Source organism: Amycolatopsis sp. WAC 04182 (assembly GCF_003947465.1).
Lineage (GTDB): Bacteria > Actinomycetota > Actinomycetes > Mycobacteriales > Pseudonocardiaceae > Amycolatopsis.
Genome location: NZ_QHJJ01000002.1, coordinates 1,360,614 through 1,378,331, shown reverse-complemented (window position 1 = coordinate 1,378,331; position 17,718 = coordinate 1,360,614). Strand labels below are relative to the sequence as shown.

Below are 17,718 nucleotides of genomic sequence, written 5' to 3'. Positions count from 1 at the left end.
CGCCGGTGATCACCTTCGTCCCGGAACCCCATCTCCTCGAATCGCCGCGCGGGCGTGAGTGGCCGATGCTTCCCGGCGCCCGGGCGGCGGCCACCGCCGAACCGCCGCCCGCCGCCGACGTGGTCATCGTCGGGGCGGGCCCGGCCGGGCTCGCGGTCGCTTCCGCGTTGTGGCACCACGGAGTCCGCGACCTCGTCGTCGTCGACCGCGACGGCCGTCCCTGCGGCCGGTTCTTCGACCGCATCGATCTGCTCGGCCAGCGCGTGCTGCGGTCGCCGTACGAACACCACCCCGGCGTCGAGGGTTACCGCGACTGCGAACTCCTGGACTTCGCCCGGCTGCACTGGTCGGTGCTCACGCCGGTGGAACGCCGGGAGATCCGCATGGCGCAGGCCGGGCACCGCTCGGTGGTCCCCGTCGACGTCTTCGAGGCCTACTGCCGTCATCTCGCGGCGAGTCACCACGTCACCGAACGGACCTGGCGCGGTTCGGTCCGCGAGGTCCTGCCGACCACTGATTCCGTCACCGTGCGCGCCGACCGGTTCTCCGTCGCCGCGCGCCATGTCGTGCTGTGCCTCGGCGAGGAGCGCCGGTCCGCCCCGGACACCTGGTGGGGCGGCGGTCATCCGCCGCGCGGCGTGAGCTACTGGGACGAACCCGTTCCCGGCGACGGACGGCGCCTCGCCGTCGTCGGCGCGGGCCTCACCGCCGCGCACCTGATCTCCAACGGGCTCGCCCAGGGCCGCGAGATGCACTGGGTGGTCCGTGAAGCGGGCGAACGCTACCAGTGCGCCGACGTCAACTCGTCGTTCTTCCGGCCGGAAGGCCGCGCTCGCTTCGATGGGGTGAGCTGGTCCGACCGGCTCGAACTGATGGGCCGGTTCCGGCGCGCGTCGATCATGTTCGAGTTCCGCCCGATGCTCGAAGCGGCCGAAGCCGAAGGACGGCTGATCGTGCATCGCGGCAGGGCGATCACGAAGGTGACGCCCGGCGTCGGCCTCCAGCTCGAAGACGGTTCGCGGGTGTCCGTGGACCACGCCGTACTGGCGCTCGGCACCGCGCCGTCGATCGGGGACGGCCTGATGCCCGGCGAGGCCGTCCTCGACCGCGGCGGCTGGCCGCAACTGGACGAACGCACCTTCGCCTACCTCGGCGCGCCCCGGGTCTTCGCCGTCGGCGCGGCCGCGGGGATGGCGCTGGGGCCCGCCGCCCGCAACATCGACGGTCACCGCGTCGCCACCGCGCGGGTCGCGGCCACCGTCGCCGAGAACCTGCGCCGGGACCTCCCGCTGCGGACGGCCACGAAGGACGTCGCCCGTGTCTGAGCCCTACGACTCCCGCTTCACCCTGCCGTCGATCGACGACGCTCCCTCGACCGAGGCCGGGGTGATCCTGATGGGACTGGACGCCGGACGCCTGCTCGCCGGCGTCGGGCTCGCCCGGCTCGCCGACGAGCCCGCGCTGGTCGCCCTCGCCGTGGACCAGGCCCGGCACGACGCGCTCGACCTGAGCACCGAAGCGTTGGTGGAGGCCGGGATCCGCCGCTGGCGCGCGGTCCGCCCGCTGATCGAAGCAGGTCCGGAGACGACGTCGGCGGGTTCCCTGCGCCGAGAATGGGAACACGCGACCGCGCGGGTCACCGCCACGGTGACCGGGCTGGGACCGGCATCGGTGTCCTGCCTCGCGGCCTGCTGGCTGCGGCGCGACGACATCGACGACGCGGCCCAGTCCGCCTCGACCAGGCGGTCGCCGGAACAGGGGAGCGCAGAAGATGTCCTATCTCGGGTCTTTGCCGACTGACGCCACGTTGCTGCAGGTGTTCCAGCGGTTTCCCGCTCCGGCGGCGAAGCTGCTGGACCTGCACGAGCTGATCATGCGGGCGCCGTCGGCGTTCGGCGCGGGGGAGCGGGAGCTGATCGCGGCCTACGTCTCCGGCGTCAACGACTGCGGGTACTGCCACGGGGTCCACACCGTCACCGCGGAGGCTTTCGGTGTGCCGGAAGGACTTCTGGCCGCCGCGCTGGACGATCTCGGCTCCGCGCCGGTGGACGAGCGCATGAAGCCCGTGCTGGCCTATGTGGGCAAGCTGACGCGTACGCCGTCCCAGGTGACCGAAGAGGACGCTGAAGCCGTCTTCGCGGCGGGCTGGGACGAGGCCGCGCTGCACGACGCGGTGCTCGTGTGCGCCCTGTTCAACTTCATGAACCGGATGGTCGAGGGACTCGGGATCCGCGCCGACGCCGCGTACGCGAAGACGTCCGGCGTGCGCCTGAAAGAGGGCGGATACGCCGGCCTGGCGACCCTGCTCGGCTCCTGATCCGCTGTCCACAGTGGACGTATCGATTGGTCTGTTCGGGGTATTCCCGTGACCCTCGGTGACGGTCCCGCAGGGGAATCGTTCCACTGCATTCCGTTGCCGGCGACGGTGTGTATTACTCCATTCGATGGTATTGATCGCGGGAATGGCGCAGTCGGAAGAAGCTTCCGGAGTAGGCAAAAAGCACATTCCCGCGATGATGCACGACACTGGTTGTGAACCGGGCGCTCAGGCACGATTTCCTCAGTGAACGAGAAACCCGACCAGCCTGGGAGCCTTTCGATGAAGAACGCTGTGACCGACAACGTCCGCTCGCTCTTCGCCGTACGGGGGATCGACACCGCTTCCGCCGAGCGCCAGGTCGAGCTGGTGATCGACCGGTTCGACAACTGGAGCAACCAGCCGTCCGGCAAGGTTTTCAACTGCTTCACCACCGTCTGCACCACAGCTCCGCCGCTGGCCGAGGCCAGCTGAGGACAGCACTCTCCGGCCGTCGTTCGCGTCCCGAAAGCGAGCGGCGGCCGGTTTCGTGTGTGGAGCCACGGCACGATGACGGAAAGCCACCGAGCGAGGCGCGGAATTCGTAGCGTGCGATTCATTCGGCGTAGCGCCGCCAAACGGACGGATCGGGCGCATCACTCGAACGGTGGAACGCGTTCCGTACCGGCGTGTTTATGTTGGGTCGTGGGGGTGCGCACGAAGGGGGCGGCGTAGTGGTGATCAGAGTTCTCGTGGCCGAAGACATGCACATCGTCAGAGGGGCCCTCGTGGCGTTGCTGCGGTTGGAGCCCGACATCGAAGTGGTGTCCGAAGTGGCGTCCGGCGACGAGATCCTGGCCGCCGCGCGGAGTTCGCGGACCCAGGTCGCGATCATCGACATCGACCTTCCCGGTAAGGACGGGCTCACCGCGGCCACCGAGATCCACGAGCAGCTACCCGAGGTCAGAACCCTCATCCTGACCAGCCTCGGCAGGCCGGGCACGCTCCGCCGGGCGCTGGCGGCCAAGGTGAACGGATTCCTGCTGAAGGACGCGCCCGCGGAGAAACTGGCCAACGCCGTGCGCGGGGTGGCGGCAGGGAGGCGCATGGTCGACGGTGACCTCGCCCTCGCCGCCTGGGACACCGTGGAATGTCCGCTGACGCCGCGGGAGATCGACGTCCTGCGGCTGACCGCCGAAGGCCGCGACACGCTGGAGGTCGCGGCGAAAGCGTTTCTCTCCACCGGGACCGTGCGCAACTACCTGACCTCGATCGTCGCGAAACTCAACGCGCGCAACCGGGTCGACGCGATCCGGATCGCCAGGGAATCCGGCTGGATCTAGACCGGCACCACCGCACGCAACCGGAACCGGCCGTCGGGTTCGACGCCGGCGGTCAGTTCCCCGCCGAGCCCGGCGACCCGGTCGGACATGTTGGTGATCCCGCTGCCCGGGGCCTCGACCCGCTTCGGCCGATCCTGGTCCGGCGGCTGCCCGTTCTGGACGCCGTCGTTGACGATGTCGAGCGCGACCCCGTCGCCGGTCCGCCGCACGGCGATCTCACAGCGTTCGACCTTGCTGTGCCGCAACACGTTCGTCACGCCCTCGCGCAGCACCACGGCCAGCACCGTCCGCACCGTCGGCGGCAGGTCCTCGTGTTCGACCTCCAGCCGGACCTGGACGTCGGCGGCGGTCAGCACCGCCTGCGCCGAGCGGGACTCCTGGTCCAGTGACAGTTCCCGGTAGCCGCTGGCCACCGAGCGGACGTCGGTCAGTGCCTGCCGGGTCAGCCCGAGGATCTCCAGCAGCTCGTCGGAGGCCCGGTCGATGTCGATGTCCATGATCCGGCCGGTCAGCTCGCTCTTCAGCGCGATCGCCGACAGGCTCATCCCCAGCAGGTCGTGCAGGTCGCGGGCGAACCGCAGCCGTTCCTCCGCGACCGCGACCTCGGCGAGGCGTTTCCTGGTCTCACCCAGTTCCGTCACCAGCCGGATCAGCCAGATGAGCCCGAAGACCATCAGCCCCGTGTTCAGCATGGACGCGAAGGTGTAGAAGCCGCCGAGGAAGTCGGCACCCGCCGCGAGCCGGATCCACACCACGCCCGCGGCCGTCAGGGCGAAGGCCGTCCAGCCCGCCAGCGGCGGCAACACCAGCAGCGCGGTGCCGGCGAAGAGGCTGGGCATGCTCACCCAGGCGTTCCCGAGCGGGATCAGCGGCAGGAAGATCAGACAGCCCTGGACGAACAACAGCGCGTAGCTCTGCCGCGAGCGCAGCCGGACGTTCGGCCGGGCGAAATACGACAGCTGCAGCGTGATCGACGCGGTGAGGTACCCGGCGATGAGCGCGATGGACCAGATGTCGTCGGTCAGCATGAAGGCCCGGGTCATCGCCGAGATACCGAAGAGGACGAAGATCACCGTCAGCGTCCACTGGACGTTCCTGGCGTCGATCCGGGACCAATGGCCGGGTGCCTCGGCCAGCACCGTCTCGGCGGGCTCGACCTGGTCGGGCACCGGGAGCTCGGCATGCAGCCGCCACCGGCCCGCCGCGTCGGAGCCGGCCCTCAGCTCCCCGCCATGCCCGGCGACCTCCTCGGTCACCTCGCGCAGGCTCTCCGCCGTTTCTTCCGGGAGGTCCTCGTGCGCCGTCCCGTCGTGGACGATCTCCAGCACGACCCGGCCCTCGCGCTCGCGCACGGAGATCTCGCAGTGCTCGACGCCGGTGTAGCGGAGCACGTTCGTGATCCCCTCCCGCAGCACCTTCGCCAGCAGGGTGCGCAGCTTCACCGGCAGCTCGACGGGCTCGAGGTCGGCCCGCACGGCGACGTTGGACGCCGAGAGCAGCGACACCGCGGTCCGGGACTCCTTCTCGAGCGACAGCTCCCGGTAACCCCTGGCCACCGACCGCACGTCGGACAGCGTCCGCTGGGCGATCCCGGTGATCTCGCCGAGTTCCGCACGCGCCCCGTCCAGGGACTTGCGCAGCAGCCGGAGCACCAGCTCGCCCTTGAGCGCGACCGCTGACAGGCTGAGCCCGAGCAGGTCGTGCAGGTCCCTCGCGAAGGCCAGCCGCTGTTCGGCCACCGCGCGCCTGGCCAGCTCGGTCCTGGCCTGGTGTAGTTCGGTCACCAGCCGCGCGAGCCAGGTCAGCAGGTACACGACCAGGGCGTAGAGGATCGCGGTGAGGCTGTCGAGCACCGCTCCGTGCCAGGTGGCGTCGTACGTCCACAGGATCCAGGTCGTGGCCGCCATGAGCACGGCGAACACCGTCCACCCCGTCCGCGGCCGGAACAGCAGCAGCGCGCTGCCCGCCGCGAGGGTGGTCAGCGAGGTCAGGGCCGCGTCGAAGTGCAGGGTCGGCAAGTAGGCGAGGCAGGCCTGGATCGCCAGCATCGCCTTCGCGCGCCTGGTATCCAGGCGGACCGCCGGACGGCTGAAGTACAGCAGCTGGATCGCCAGCACCGGGCCGACGTACAGCACCGCGAGCAGCCCGTGCCAGAAGTCCATGCCCGGCTGGAGCAGAACCCCGAGGAGACCGACGAGACAGGAGTTGACGAAGACGACGGTGATGATCAGCCCGGCGAGGAACAGCGCCCGGCGGGGCCGCCGGTCGATGCCGGCGGTTCCCAGAGGTTCGGCGGTCACAGCGAGCTGGTCCGGCACAGGCACCCCAGTGATAACAGAAGACGGCTCGATCTGGTCGCGTTCCCCCCTCGCGACGGCCCGGGCCGCGATACGGCCTTCCATCGCTATGATTCGGATCATAACGCATGTTCGTTACCCGGGTTGCTTCCTTCGGACAAAGGAAGAACGGCGAACAGGGAGACGCTTTCCCTGCTGGGGACAGGGAAATTCGGCCGGTCACCCGCACGGGTGTGGGCTGTTCGCACCACCTGGTTCGTCGCGGAACATGCCACGATGGAAGACGCCGGAGCCGGGGAAGGGCGCCGGGGAGATCCACTGTGTACGCGGCGCCGGGCGGCCTCTCGCGGCGGGCGCGGCCCGGTGGCCTTAAGCTCTGCGCATGGCCAGGTATTTCGACGTACATCCGGAAAATCCGCAACGGCGCGCGATCGGACAGGTCGTCGACATCCTGCGCGAAGACGGGCTCATCGCGTATCCGACGGACTCCTGCTTCGCGCTCGGCTGCCAGCTGGGGAACCGGCAGGGCATCGACCGCATCCGGAGCATCCGCAAGCTGGACGACCGCCACCATTTCACCCTGGTGTGCCAGGATTTCGCTCAGCTGGGCCAGTTCGTGCACGTGGACAACGCGGTCTTCCGCGCGGTCAAGGCGTCCACACCCGGCAGCTACACGTTCATCCTCCCGGCCACCAAGGAGGTTCCGCGCCGGCTGCTGCACGCCAAGAAGAAGACCGTCGGCGTGCGCATCCCGGACCACGTGGTCACCCAGGCGCTGCTGGGCGAACTCGGCGAACCGCTGCTGTCGAGCACGCTGCTGCTGCCCGACCAGGAGGAGCCGATGACCCAGGGCTGGGACATCAAGGAACGGCTGGAGCACGTGGTGGACGCGGTGATCGACTCCGGTGAATGCGGGGTCGAACCCACCACGGTCATCGATTTCTCGTCGGGGGAACCGGAGATCGTGCGGCGGGGCGCCGGCGACACCTCACGGTTCGAATAGGAACGGCGGGACCGGCGTCCCGATCCCGCCGCCGGACCGTCCTCAGTGCGTGACGAGCCCTTCGGTCTTCGTCGGCGCCGAGGGGATGTGGAACATGCGGGTGAACAGCTCCAGCTTGTCCGGGTCGCCCTTGACGGCCACGGCGCCGCTGGTGAGCGCGCTCGCGGCGTCCATCTCGCCGTTCAGCAGCTTCAGCATGACCGGGCCGCGCGGCTCGATGACGAGGTCCGGGTCCGGGTGCGGGCCCTCGCCCGCGGTCAGCGCGCCGTCCTCGACCACCGCGTGGATGACCATCTCGCCGCCGTAGTGCATCTCGAACGCGCAGTGGACGCCGCGGGCCGCGTCCGGCTGGAACGTGGTGTACAGCGACAGGACGGCCGAGTCGAGGGTGAACAGGTCGTCCGCCGTCGGGTCGCCGAGCGAACGGGCGCCCCACAGGCCCAGCTGCAGCACGATCTGGTCGAGGTCGTTGCCGTATTCGGTCAGCTCGTAGACCACCCCGGCGTCGAGCTGCGAGAGCACCCGGCGCTGGACGACACCGTGCCGCTCCAGCTCGTTGAGCCGGGTCGACAGGATGCTCATCGGGATCTTCGGCAGGCCGTGTTGTAGCTCGTCGAAGCGTTTCGGGCCGAGTACCAGGTCACGGATCACGAGCAGGGACCAGCGTTCCCCGATGATCTCGAGGGCGCGGGCGAGGCCGCAGAACTGGCCATAGGTGCGAGCGGTCATGCTTGACTCCTCATAGTCCTTGATCAGGTGGTGGCGGTGGTGCTCGGTCAGCGGACCGGGTGTCCCTCGGAAAGCAGTTCGCGGTGCAGCTCTCGCAGTTCGGCGCTGGGTTTCACCCCCAGTTCGTCCTCGAGCCTGGTGCGCAGCCATTCGTAGGACGCCAGGGCGTCACTGCGTCGTCCGCTGAGCCCCAGTGCGCGGATCAGGTGGGCGTGCAGGGTTTCGTCGAACGGGTCCGCGGTGGTCAGCGACCGCAGCACGCCGAGCATCTCCCGGTGCCTGCCGGCGCGGATCTCGGCGTCGATCCACAGGTCACGGGCTTCGCGCCGGTGCTCCAGCAGATAGACGGTGTAGGCGGCCAAGGTCGGTCCACAGTGGATGTTCGCCAGCGGGGGACCGGACCACAGGTCCAGTGCGGTACGGAACGCGTGCGCGGCCGCCGCGTCGTCGCCTTCTTCGAGCAGTTCGCGGCCGAGGCGCTGGAGCCGCTGGAACTCCCACACGTCGACCACGCCCGCGTCGATCTCGAGCCGGTATCCCGGCGGGCTGGTGACCAGCAGATCGCCGGTTCCGCCGGGATCGAGGTGACGGCGGAGGTGGTGGACGTAGGTGTGCAGGGTCCGGCGGACGCTGCGCGGCGGGGCATCGTTCCACAGCTCGTGGACGAGGGAGTCGACGTGGACCGTCCTGCCGGGGCGGATGAGCAGCATCGCCAGCAGTTGCAGGAGTTTCGGGGTGCTGGGCGCGCGATCGACGTCGCCGATGTGCAGTTCGAGCGGGCCGAGGAGCCGCGCGCGCACCGTGTGCGGCGCACCGGCCGAGGCGGCCGTGTCACCCGGTTCGATCGTCATCGCGTACATCCCCTGCCCCTCCGGACTCCCCCTCAATGACGGTGACAGAGGCGGAACCTTCGGAACAGTGCCGGAAACACACTGCGAGGCGTGATTTTTTCTTTGCCCCGCATGCGATCGTCACGACTTCGAGTGCTGAACAGGTTGTCGCAAAAGAGAAGACGCGAACTCGGTCAGAGCCAGTCCGAATCGGCGGCGATGCGGATGGCGTCCACCCGGTTGCGGGCGTTGAGTTTCGTGACCACCGTGGCGAGATAGTTCCGGACCGTTCCCGGTGACAGGAACAGCTCCGCCGCGATGTCGGCGACCGTGCGCCCGTTCGCGGCGAGGCGGAGGATCTCCACCTCCCGTGGGGTCAGCGGACAGTCCTCGGTTTCCCATGCGGACAAAGCGAGTTCGCTGTCGATGACCCGGCGGCCGGTGGCGACCGAGCGGACGGCGTTGGCGAGTTTGTCGGCGGGCGCGTCCTTGAGCAGGAAGCCGTTGACCTTCGCGTCGAGCGCGCGGCGCACGGTGCCCGGACGGCCGAGCGACGTGAGGATCAGGGTGCGGACACTCGGAAGTTGCTGGCAGAGCTCGGAAGCGGCCGTGAGCCCGTCTTTGGCCGGTAGATCGATGTCGATGATCGCGACGTCCGGCAGGTACTCCGCCGCCATCGGAAGGATCTTGTCGCCGGAACCGACCTCCGCGACGACCTCGATGTCGCGTTCGAGGTTCAGCAGGGCGACCAAGGCACCGCGGACCATGTGCATGTCCTCGGCCAACAGGACTCGGATCACTCCGACCTCCTCTTCCCCAGAAACGCGGTAACTCTCAGTGTACCCAGCAAACCCGTAAGAGTGAATCTGATTCGCACGATACAAGGTTGCGCTTTTTCCGGGGGTCGCTTCGGCTTGATCAAGTCCTGGTGAGCTGCGACGATGCGGCGACTTCGAGGGTGGTGAAACTGCGAGCGATCGATTACTCACCGTCATGTAAGGGGTGGGTAAAAAGCGTGTCCGGGGTGCATTTCATTCCCTGTTGAGTACTTTCCATTCCGGTGAATTCGCCCGGCGAACGGGTGAATCCGCCCCTTTCCGGAAGCCGGGGGATGGCCTGTTCGGCGGTACCGGCGCCGATCTCGATCGGGCGTCGAGCGGGTGGAGAGCACGGCGTGGTGTCCTCGGCACGAGCCGGTTTCGCGCGCGAATTCGCCACTATCCACAAAGGACGTATGTGATGAGCTCATTGCTGGGTGCTCTGCGCAAGGTGTTGTTCGCGCCTTCGCTGGCTTCGGTCGGCTTCGAGGGGCGAGGATTCGGGGTGCCGCCGACTCCGGCGACCGCCCGGCTGGAGTCGATCCCGCAGTCGGTGGTGTGCGGCTTCGAATGGGGGATCGACGCGCCGGCGTTGTGGGAGGCCGAACGGCGGCTGGACATGGTCGAGCCGGAGATGCGCGGGTTCGCCTACGAGGGCGCGGCGATGGCGTTCACCATCCTCGACGTCATGCCCGGCGGGCGGAAGGACCGCACGGCCGAGCTGATGAGCGGTCCCGGGCTCCCGCACGTGTTCCTGACCTACATCGGCATCGGGTTCGCGATGGCCCGGCTGCCCCGGCCGCTGTGGAAGAAGGTGCTGCCGGACCTGGACGGCGTCCCGTTCCACCCGACGATGAGCTGGCTGGCCGTCGACGGATACGCCTTCGACCGTGCCTACTTCGACACGGACAAGTGGGTCGGCGAACAGTTCGTCCCCAAGCCGTACCCGTGGGCAGGCGCCCCCGCCTACTTCCCGCGCGCCTGTGACCAGGGCATCGGGCGGGCGTTGTGGTTCATCAACGGAGGCGATCCGGTGAAGGTCGCCGAGGCGGTGGACCGCTTCCCCGCCGGACGCCGTCCGGACCTGTGGAGCGGCGTCGGGCTGGCCTCGACCTTCGCGGGCGGCTGCGACGAGCCCGGGCTGGCGAGGCTGCGCGAGTCGGCGGGGGAGCACCAGGACGAGCTCGGTCTCGGCGTCGTGTTCGCGGTGAAGGCGAGGACGTTCTCGTCGTTCGTCCCGCAGCACACCCACCGCGCCGCGCGGACGCTCGCCGGGCTGAGCATCGAGGAGGCCGTCGACCTGGCCGACTCGACCGAGGTCACCGAGGACGCCGCGGACGGGACACCCGCGTACGAGCTGTGGCGGCAGAACATCCGGGACGGTCTCGCCCCTTCGGCGGCCCGCCTGTCCGCCTGAGGCCCCGCGGATGCCAGGAAAGGGTCGTTCAAGACGTTTCCCGTCTTGAACGACCCTTTCCTGACACTCGGGTGAGGGTCAGGCCGCCCGCCTGACCGGCTCCGGCCGGTGCCGCAGATCGGGCAGCGCGAGCAGGACCGGCGGGTCGAACAGGCGCTTGGGGCGCACCCGCAGGTCCGCCAGCCGCGCGGTGACACCCGGCTCCACGGTGATCGGCCCGTGGTGCCCGGTGAGCCCGGTGCCGCGGCGCGTGAGCGGCCCGGTCACGCAGTGCGCGACGAGGTGCCAGGTACCTTCCGGGACGTCGGTCAGCTGATAGGGGCCGGGGACGTCGATGACCGTGTGCCGCACGGGCGCGCCCTCGGGAATGCGGGTCGGGAAGAGACCGACGAACACGAGACCGGGCGAGATCTCCGGCGGCGCGGACACGAAACCGCGGACGATCGCCGGCTTCGCGCCGGGAAGGGGTTCGCCCGCCAGGCGGTGCTGGAAGCCACCCTGCCGGCGGTACGCGGAGGGAGACAGGCCCACGCGGTTGCTGAACCGCGTGCTGAAGGTGCCGACACCGTTGTAGCCCACGCGGTGGCTGATGTCGGCGACCGAGATCGAAGTCGTCAGCAGCAGGCGTTTGGCCTCGTCGAGGCGCAGCGCGGACAGGAACCGGCCGGGAGAGACGCCGGTGGCCTGCTGGAACACCCTGCTGAAATGGAATTTACTGAAGGTCGCGGCCCGGGCGATGTCGTCGATAGTGAGCTCTTCGCCCAGTTTCTCGTGCATGGCCCCAATGGCTCGCTCCACGGCTCGCCGGACAGTGTCATCCATTGTGCCGTCCTTTCGCTCGAGGATTTCTGGGATGTTTGCGGTTTCGACACTACTGTTCGCCACCGCTACTCCTGAAGTGCTTGATTCATCGCCCGATATGAATTGCTGTGTGCGGCGACATGAAAATTTCACGGTCGCCGTCACCACGACGGGACCATGCGAAAACCACGGTCCGGCAATGGTGCGCGCACTGGATCCCCGCGGCGGGCGGGCGCAGAATTCCTGGTAGCGCATTCACGTCGGAACCACCCCGACCGTGTTGGCGTGGTGCGAAGAACGTATTCCCGCGACAACACAGAACCGGCCCTCGACCGCGCACCCCCTCGGCGGTCAAGGGCCGGTTTCCATTTCGCGGAACGGGTGTGTGAGGATAGTATCGTCGGCTCGGGGGAGAGACGCGGGTGGAAAGGCAGATGGGGTCGATGATCAAGGTCCTGGTGGCCGAGGACATGCATATTGTCCGGGGGGCCCTGGTCGCGCTGCTCGGCCTGGAACCCGACATCGAGGTCGTCGCCGAATGCGCGAGCGGCGACGAGATCCTCCCGCTCGCCCAGTCCGCGCGCCCCGACGTCGCGCTCATCGACATCGACCTGCCGGGCAAGGACGGGCTCACCGCGGCCGCCGAGCTGCACGAGCGGCTTCCCGGGGTCCGCACGCTGATCCTCACTTCGCTCGGCAGCCCCGGCACGCTGCGACGGGCGTTGGCCGCGAAGGTCAACGGCTTCCTCCGCAAGGACGCGCCCGCCGACAGGCTCGCGAACGCTGTCCGCGGGGTCGCCGCCGGGCGGCGAGTGGTCGACGGCGATCTGGCGCTCGCCGCCTGGGACAGCGAGGATTGCCCGCTCACCACCCGCGAGATCGAGGTGCTCCGGCTGGCGTCGGTCGGCTCCGACCCGACCGAGATCGCCGCCGAGCTGTTCCTGTCCGCCGGTACCGTGCGGAACTACCTGACGACGATCGTTTCGAAGCTCAGCGCCCGCAACCGGGTCGACGCGGTGCGGATCGCCAGGGAGTCCGGCTGGCTGTGACGCGGGGCCGACTCACCTGGCCGGGACAGTCATCGTGGCGTGCGCGAGCTCCGCGGCGAACTCGCCGGGGGAGGCCGCTTCCGCGAGCAACCGGCGTTGCCGGGTCGCGCCGGTGCCGTGGCCGGACAGCGCGTCCAACCCGCGCTCGACGTCCTCCTCGTCGCCCGCGGCCCTGAGTGCCGGCCGGACGAACTCGACGAGCTCGCCGAGCAGATCGCGTTGATCGGCCTCCCTGCCGGTGAAGACGTCGACGCCCGGCCCGTCCAGTCCCCGGCGCGCGGCCGCCGTCAACGCCGTGCCGATCCGGGTACTGCGGGCACGCGGCGGCCTCGTCGTCGCCGCGCAGGTCGCGACCAGACCGCGCACCAGCGCGGCGAGCAGCACCGCGTCGTCGACCGACAGGCAGACGTCGGCGATCCGCACCTCGACCGTGGGATACCGCGGGGAGAGGCGGGCGTAGAAGTACACCCCCGCCGCGTCGAGGGCGGCGCCGGTCCGCACGGCCTCCACGATGCTCCGGTCGTACGCGGCCGCGCCGGACCACTCGTCGGGTGGTCGCGCCGTCGGCCACCGGTCCCAGAGCGGGAAGCGCCTGCTCGACCAGCCGGAATCGACGCCGTTTTCGACCGGGGAGTTGGCACTGAGCGCCAGCAACGGCGCGAGCCACGGCCGCAGCCCGGCGAGAACCCGCGCGCCGAGGTCCCGCGACGGGACACCGACGTGCACATGGCAGGCGCAGGTCCCCGCCTCGCGGATCAGGTCCGGGAACGCCTGTGCCATCCGCCGGTACCGGGGTTCGGGCGTGAGCGTGTCTCCCCGCAGGTCGCCGGGCGGGATTCCCGTCGCCACCATCAGGCACCCGTCGTCCCGCGCCGCCGTCGCGACGATCTGCCGCAGCCGTGTCAGTTCCGAGCGCACCTCGTCCAGGCCATGGCAGACGCCGGTCGCGGTCTCGATCTGGAACCGCATCAGCTCACCGGTGACGTCCGGTCCGGGGGCGAGGCTGTCGAGGAGTGCGGGGGCGCGCAACGCGACCGAGCCGTCCACCGGGTCGAGCAGGACGAACTCCTCTTCCACACCAAGGGTGAACATGGTTCCCCGTTCCGTGGTTTTCGCCGGTGTCACTGAATCTGCCCCCTCCGGCGCGTCGAGGAAAGGGCCGGTGTGCTGAACTTCGTTGCGGCGAAAGTGTTTCGTGGCCTCACTGACGGTCTAGCCTTGGTTCATGATCGATCTGTATCCACCGGCCGAGCCGTACGACAGCGGACTGCTCGATGTAGGTGACGGCAACTCCGTCTACTGGGAGACCTGCGGAAATCCGGCCGGAAAGCCGGCTGTCATGCTGCACGGCGGCCCCGGGCAGGGCTGTACGCCGGGCATGCGGCGGATGTTCGACCCGGCCCGCTACCGTGCGGTGCTGTTCGATCAGCGCGGCTGCGGCCGCAGCACCCCGCACGCGAGCGACCCGGCGACCGACCCGCGGCACAACACGACGGATCATCTCGTCGCCGACATGGAACGGCTGCGGAAACATCTGGGTATCGACCGCTGGCTCGTCACCGGAGGTTCGTGGGGCACGACGCTCGCGCTCGCCTACGCCGAGCGGTTCCCGGAGCGGGTCACCGAGATCGTCGTCAGCTCCATCAGCACGACACGGCCGTCCGAGATCGACTGGCTGTATCACGGCGTCGGCAGGTTCTTCCCCGAAGAATGGGCGCGTTTCCGCGGTGATCTCACCGGCGACCTGGTCGCCGCCTACGCGCGGCTCATGGAAGACCCCGACGCCCGGGTGCGGACCGAGGCCGCCCGCTCCTGGTGCGTCTGGGAGGACACCGTGCTGTCACTGGAACCCGGCGCGACCGTCCACAATGGTCCGATCGGCGAATGGGAACTCGCGTTCGCGCGCCTCGTCACGCACTACTACTCCCACGCGGGCTGGCTGGAACCCGGCGAGCTGATCCGCGACGCCGGCCTGTTGCGGGACATTCCCGGCGTGCTGATCCACGGCCGCCGGGATCTGAGCTGCCCGGTGGACACGGCTTGGGAACTCGCCCGCGCCTGGCCCGGAGCGGAGTTGCTGATCGACGACGACTCGGGACATCGCTCGAGTGACGTGAAGCTGGCGTGGAAGCTGGCGGCGTTGGAGCGGTTCGCGGTCTGAGGGCGGTGGGGGCTTTTGCCCTGGCTCTCACGAAAGCAGACGGTTGCGCACCTGTCTGGGCTGGGCATGGCTCGCTCCGCCCTTCAACAGGTACGTGTGCACGCCTCCGTGACGGTCGTTCAGATGAGTCAGCGTCGGAGGATCGTGGCACCGCTGCAACCATCCGTGAGCGCGTAATCCTCGGCGATCGAAGCGGGCGGTACGTCCGCGACGCTCAGCGCGAGCGCCACGAGCACACCCGTCCGGTCGCGGCCCGCGTTGCAGTGCACCGCGAGCGGGCCGGGCGGTGCGTCAGTCAGCTGAATGAAGACGTCGGTGATCCGGCGTTGGTTTTCGTCGAGCATGGTCCGGTAGGCGTCCGGCATGGTGGTGCCTTGTTCGGCGAGTTCGGCGATCAGGGGAGTGTTGCGGTACACGGGATCTTCGGCGAACGGGCAGTATGCGACCGATCCCCGCGCTGCGGACCGCCGCGATTCCTTTGGTGGCCAACCGGTTATGGCCGTCCGATCGGAAAAGCGCGCCGAAACGGACCCGTCGGCCATCGGCCGAGGGCAAGCCGCCTCCGGGGTGAGTTGTCGTCGAGCTTAGACGGTTTTGCGCAGGGTTCGGCCTATGTCCTGAGGTGCATGGTGTTCCGCCTCGGTGTGCCGGTGGGGTCGAGGTAGGTGGGTGGGGTGAACTCCGGCAGGCCGTCTTGGGCGATCTGGACTTTCCATTCACTGCGGTGGATCAGCCGGTGATGCCGGGTACATAGCAGCACGAGGTTGTCGATCTTCGTTTCGCCGTGGTGCCGCCAGAAGACAATGTGGTGGGCGGTGCAGCGGGGGACGGGCATGTCGCAGCCAGGAAAGGCGCAGCCGCTATCGCGGAGGGTCAATGCGTACTTCTGGGCGAGGGACACGGTCCGTTTGGAGCGGCCGATGTCCAGGGGTTCTCCGGCGGTGCCGAGAACGCCCGGCCGGACGCGGGCGTCGCAGGCGAGGATGCGGGCGTCGGTGGCGCTGATCGGCCCGACGAGGTCCAGGTGGGCTTCGCCGATGTCGCTGATCAGGTCGTCGTAGGACATGGTGACCAGGATGTGGGTCGCTTCCCCGGCTTGGCCGGGCAGGTTGCGGCTGGTGGTCTTCAACCGGACGTAGTCGGTGAAGGCGTCTCCGTAGCGTTCGTCCTGGCTGCGGGAGTCCCGGACCCCGTCGATGGCTTTGTGCGGTTTGGCCATCGGGTCGAGGTCGGATTTGAGGCGGGCGTAGGTTTCGAGGTCGAGTCGGGCTTTGAGGCCGAGGGTGCCGTCGCGGTGTTTGACGAACCGCAGCTCCGGGCGCGCGTCTTTGGGGTCTTCGTTGCGGGGTTCTTTGCCGTCGGGGTCGAGCTTGTCCAGGAGGCGGCGTCCGGCGTGGGCGATCTGCCGTGGCCCCGCGCGACGTGCCAGTTCGACCAGGATCTTCTCCCCGGCCCGCACGTCTTCCTCGGGAACGGTGGAGGGGATGCGCGCGAGAGTCTTGATGATGGCGTCGATCTGCGAACCCCCGATCGCGCCCTCCGCCGCAGCCTCGGCCGTGAGAGGCGCAAGAGGCGGCTCGGGGTCCCCGCCGATGGCCGGACCAGGATGCAACGCCAGCACCCGGTCGGCGCGGTCACTGGCTTCCTTGTCCGACACGAGGAAGTCCTCGAAGATCAGTGCCGCCAGTGTTGAATGTCCGCTGCATCCACGAATCCCGCGGGAATTGATTTCCGCGAGTATCGCGTTCTGCTCCGCATCCGCTTGGCGCTTGATGACTTCCAATTCCTGTTTGCGGGCATGCAGCGTCGCGGTGTCGACGCGCCACCACTCGGTGGGTGTCGTCGGGGAGATGTATTCGCTGGCCACGACCTCGAAGGTACCCGGAATCGAACACCTGCACTAGCCCAAACGGCCCAACAAAGGAAATTGCCAAAAAATGGCAGCCGCGAAGGAGCTTTAAGTGCGCGAAGGGTGCGAAGCGAGCGAAGAGAAGCCAAAAGACGTCCGCATTCGGCAACCGAGACACTCGATGTCGCGAATCCTCGCAACCGCTGGTGTCAGCGTGTTCTGGCGGCTGCACCCGGCCGGGAGCAAGCCAACACGAACGCGGCGGTGGTCGCAATTAGCCGACTAATTGCGACCACCACCCCAGCCCGAGGCTCACGCGGCGCGGTGGATGACGATGTCGTCCAGCCGCGTGCGCGCGTGGACCTTGACACCGCCCTCGCCGTCGGCGACGGAGTTGCGCACGGATCCCTTGGTGCTCTTGGCATCCACCGACGCGGCGTCCGCTTCGACGCCGACTTCGATGCCGCCGGACGCGTTCGCCAGCTCGGCGGAACCGTGCGCCAGCCGTCCGATGCGGATCGGGCAGTTGGCGGCCTGGGCGACGACGTCGCCGTCGGCGCGGTCGATGTCGAAACTGCCGCTCGAACCGGCGAGGTCGACGTCGGACCGGGCGTGCCCGATCCAGACCTTTCCGGTCGAACCCGAGTACTTGACGACGCCGCCGGCCTCGCTGATCCGCACTCCGGCCGAGCCGCCTTCGACGTCCACGGTCCCGGCGACGTGCCCGATCACGACCTCACCGGCCGCGAGGTCGCCGCGCACCGCCGTGACGCGGTCGATCAGGACCCGGCCCGACGACATTTCCAGCGAGCAGTCGCCGAACTGCCCCTCGGCGCTCACGTCCGACCAAGCCGCGTTCAGCACCAGCTGGGAACCGGTGGGCACCTCGACGGTGATCGCGACCGAGCCGTCCTTGCCGCCCGCCTTCTTCGTCTCGATCGACAGTTTCCCGTCGTCGAAGCCGACCTTGGTGTTCGCGGCGACCTTCGCGTCCGACTTGCTCGCGGCGTCGATCGGCTCGACCAGCACCACCGTGTCCGGGCGGTCGCTCGCGGCGATGCGCACTCGGGCGCCGGCGATGGTCAGCGTGGCGGTGATCGGCTGCGGGGTGGGGAAGACGGACAT

General features: G+C 68.9%; 17 protein-coding genes and 1 pseudogene. 9 read left to right on the top strand and 9 right to left on the bottom strand.

What is annotated here, in order from left to right; translation table 11 throughout:
• The first annotated feature begins 5 nt into the window (after positions 1 to 5).
• From DMH01_RS13635 to DMH01_RS13615, 5 genes are all read left to right on the top strand, one after another.
• Positions 6 to 1,325 (top strand): FAD-dependent oxidoreductase, encoded by a 1,320-nt coding sequence (locus tag DMH01_RS13635; protein ID WP_125676520.1) that lies wholly within the window; start codon positions 6 to 8, stop codon positions 1,323 to 1,325.
• On the top strand, positions 1,318 to 1,800 hold the full coding sequence (locus DMH01_RS13630) for a DUF6187 family protein (protein ID WP_125676518.1): 483 nt from the start codon (positions 1,318 to 1,320) through the stop codon (positions 1,798 to 1,800). Before DMH01_RS13635 ends, DMH01_RS13630 begins: the two co-directional genes overlap by 8 nt.
• Positions 1,772 to 2,317, top strand: coding sequence for a carboxymuconolactone decarboxylase family protein (locus tag DMH01_RS13625; RefSeq protein WP_125676516.1), 546 nt, complete (start codon positions 1,772 to 1,774; stop codon positions 2,315 to 2,317). Before DMH01_RS13630 ends, DMH01_RS13625 begins: the two co-directional genes overlap by 29 nt.
• 282 nt (positions 2,318 to 2,599) lie before the next feature.
• Positions 2,600 to 2,791, top strand: a complete 192-nt coding sequence (locus tag DMH01_RS13620; protein ID WP_125676514.1) for a hypothetical protein — start codon at positions 2,600 to 2,602, stop codon at positions 2,789 to 2,791.
• A 239-nt stretch (positions 2,792 to 3,030) separates the two neighbouring features.
• Positions 3,031 to 3,639 carry a DNA-binding response regulator gene (locus tag DMH01_RS13615; protein ID WP_233621497.1) on the top strand — a complete coding sequence of 203 codons (609 nt, stop codon included), beginning with the start codon at positions 3,031 to 3,033 and terminating at the stop codon, positions 3,637 to 3,639.
• Here DMH01_RS13615 and DMH01_RS13610 read toward each other — a convergent pair.
• On the bottom strand, positions 3,636 to 5,957 hold the full coding sequence (locus DMH01_RS13610) for a sensor histidine kinase (protein WP_125676783.1): 2,322 nt from the start codon (positions 5,955 to 5,957) through the stop codon (positions 3,636 to 3,638). The two genes, DMH01_RS13615 and DMH01_RS13610, sit on opposite strands and share 4 nt — an antisense overlap.
• 361 nt (positions 5,958 to 6,318) lie before the next feature.
• On the opposite strand from DMH01_RS13610, the gene DMH01_RS13605 reads away from it, so the two are divergent.
• Positions 6,319 to 6,939 carry an L-threonylcarbamoyladenylate synthase gene (locus DMH01_RS13605; protein ID WP_034313787.1) on the top strand — a complete coding sequence of 207 codons (621 nt, stop codon included), beginning with the start codon at positions 6,319 to 6,321 and terminating at the stop codon, positions 6,937 to 6,939.
• A gap of 42 nt (positions 6,940 to 6,981) precedes the next feature.
• Here DMH01_RS13605 and DMH01_RS13600 read toward each other — a convergent pair whose 3' ends face one another.
• The 3 genes from DMH01_RS13600 to DMH01_RS13590 all read right to left on the bottom strand — a co-directional run bounded on the left by DMH01_RS13600 (position 6,982) and on the right by DMH01_RS13590 (position 9,298).
• Positions 6,982 to 7,668 carry a winged helix-turn-helix transcriptional regulator gene (locus DMH01_RS13600; RefSeq protein ID WP_125676512.1) on the bottom strand — a complete coding sequence of 229 codons (687 nt, stop codon included), beginning with the start codon at positions 7,666 to 7,668 and terminating at the stop codon, positions 6,982 to 6,984.
• Positions 7,669 to 7,715: 47 nt separating this feature from the next.
• Positions 7,716 to 8,528: an AfsR/SARP family transcriptional regulator gene (locus tag DMH01_RS13595; protein ID WP_125676510.1), complete on the bottom strand. Its 813-nt coding sequence runs from the start codon at positions 8,526 to 8,528 to the stop codon at positions 7,716 to 7,718.
• Positions 8,529 to 8,692: 164 nt separating this feature from the next.
• Positions 8,693 to 9,298, bottom strand: coding sequence for a DNA-binding response regulator (locus DMH01_RS13590; RefSeq protein ID WP_125676508.1), 606 nt, complete (start codon positions 9,296 to 9,298; stop codon positions 8,693 to 8,695).
• Between the two features lie 439 nt (positions 9,299 to 9,737).
• On the opposite strand from DMH01_RS13590, the gene DMH01_RS13585 reads away from it, so the two are divergent.
• Positions 9,738 to 10,733, top strand: a complete 996-nt coding sequence (locus DMH01_RS13585) for a DUF1702 family protein (protein ID WP_199745465.1) — start codon at positions 9,738 to 9,740, stop codon at positions 10,731 to 10,733.
• A 78-nt stretch (positions 10,734 to 10,811) separates the two neighbouring features.
• Here the strand turns inward: DMH01_RS13585 and DMH01_RS13580 are convergent, their stop codons facing one another.
• A complete protein-coding gene (locus tag DMH01_RS13580; protein WP_125676781.1) occupies positions 10,812 to 11,510 on the bottom strand; it encodes a helix-turn-helix domain-containing protein in 699 nt (232 codons plus the stop codon).
• 467 nt (positions 11,511 to 11,977) lie between these two features.
• Here DMH01_RS13580 and DMH01_RS13575 point away from each other — a divergent pair, with 467 nt between their 5' ends.
• Positions 11,978 to 12,583, top strand: coding sequence for a DNA-binding response regulator (locus DMH01_RS13575; protein ID WP_125676779.1), 606 nt, complete (start codon positions 11,978 to 11,980; stop codon positions 12,581 to 12,583).
• Positions 12,584 to 12,595: 12 nt separating this feature from the next.
• Here the strand turns inward: DMH01_RS13575 and DMH01_RS13570 are convergent, their stop codons facing one another.
• Positions 12,596 to 13,675 (bottom strand): glutamate--cysteine ligase, encoded by a 1,080-nt coding sequence (locus DMH01_RS13570; RefSeq protein WP_125676504.1) that lies wholly within the window; start codon positions 13,673 to 13,675, stop codon positions 12,596 to 12,598.
• 133 nt (positions 13,676 to 13,808) lie between these two features.
• Here DMH01_RS13570 and pip point away from each other — a divergent pair, with 133 nt between their 5' ends.
• Complete coding sequence (gene pip / locus DMH01_RS13565) at positions 13,809 to 14,744, top strand: prolyl aminopeptidase (RefSeq protein ID WP_125676503.1); 936 nt, start codon at positions 13,809 to 13,811, stop codon at positions 14,742 to 14,744.
• Positions 14,745 to 14,872: 128 nt separating this feature from the next.
• On the opposite strand, the pseudogene DMH01_RS13560 reads toward pip, so the two are convergent.
• The 3 genes and pseudogenes from DMH01_RS13560 to DMH01_RS13550 all read right to left on the bottom strand — a co-directional run bounded on the left by DMH01_RS13560 (position 14,873) and on the right by DMH01_RS13550 (position 17,718).
• A pseudogene (locus DMH01_RS13560) lies at positions 14,873 to 15,464 on the bottom strand (tyrosine-protein phosphatase).
• Positions 15,355 to 16,611 (bottom strand): HNH endonuclease signature motif containing protein, encoded by a 1,257-nt coding sequence (locus DMH01_RS13555; protein WP_125676501.1) that lies wholly within the window; start codon positions 16,609 to 16,611, stop codon positions 15,355 to 15,357. The pseudogene DMH01_RS13560 and the gene DMH01_RS13555 overlap by 110 nt, the downstream one beginning before the upstream one ends.
• A 294-nt stretch (positions 16,612 to 16,905) precedes the next feature.
• The gene (locus tag DMH01_RS13550; RefSeq protein WP_125676499.1) at positions 16,906 to 17,718 is read right to left on the bottom strand and encodes a DUF4097 family beta strand repeat-containing protein; all 813 of its coding nucleotides are present in this window, start codon (positions 17,716 to 17,718) and stop codon (positions 16,906 to 16,908) included.

Excerpts from the sequence above, each read along its gene's own strand:
- DMH01_RS13550 (WP_125676499.1), bottom strand. The coding sequence starts at position 17,718 with ATGTCCGTCTTCCCCACCCCGCAGCCGATCACCGCCACGCTGACCATC.
- DMH01_RS13585 (WP_199745465.1), top strand. The coding sequence starts at position 9,738 with ATGAGCTCATTGCTGGGTGCTCTGCGCAAGGTGTTGTTCGCGCCTTCG.
- DMH01_RS13605 (WP_034313787.1), top strand. The coding sequence starts at position 6,319 with ATGGCCAGGTATTTCGACGTACATCCGGAAAATCCGCAACGGCGCGCG.
- DMH01_RS13625 (WP_125676516.1), top strand. The coding sequence starts at position 1,772 with ATGTCCTATCTCGGGTCTTTGCCGACTGACGCCACGTTGCTGCAGGTG.
- DMH01_RS13620 (WP_125676514.1), top strand. The coding sequence starts at position 2,600 with ATGAAGAACGCTGTGACCGACAACGTCCGCTCGCTCTTCGCCGTACGG.
- DMH01_RS13580 (WP_125676781.1), bottom strand. The coding sequence starts at position 11,510 with ATGCACGAGAAACTGGGCGAAGAGCTCACTATCGACGACATCGCCCGG.
- pip (WP_125676503.1), top strand. The coding sequence starts at position 13,809 with ATGATCGATCTGTATCCACCGGCCGAGCCGTACGACAGCGGACTGCTC.
- DMH01_RS13600 (WP_125676512.1), bottom strand. The coding sequence starts at position 7,668 with ATGACCGCTCGCACCTATGGCCAGTTCTGCGGCCTCGCCCGCGCCCTC.
- DMH01_RS13575 (WP_125676779.1), top strand. The coding sequence starts at position 11,978 with ATGATCAAGGTCCTGGTGGCCGAGGACATGCATATTGTCCGGGGGGCC.
- DMH01_RS13570 (WP_125676504.1), bottom strand. The coding sequence starts at position 13,675 with ATGTTCACCCTTGGTGTGGAAGAGGAGTTCGTCCTGCTCGACCCGGTG.
- DMH01_RS13595 (WP_125676510.1), bottom strand. The coding sequence starts at position 8,528 with ATGTACGCGATGACGATCGAACCGGGTGACACGGCCGCCTCGGCCGGT.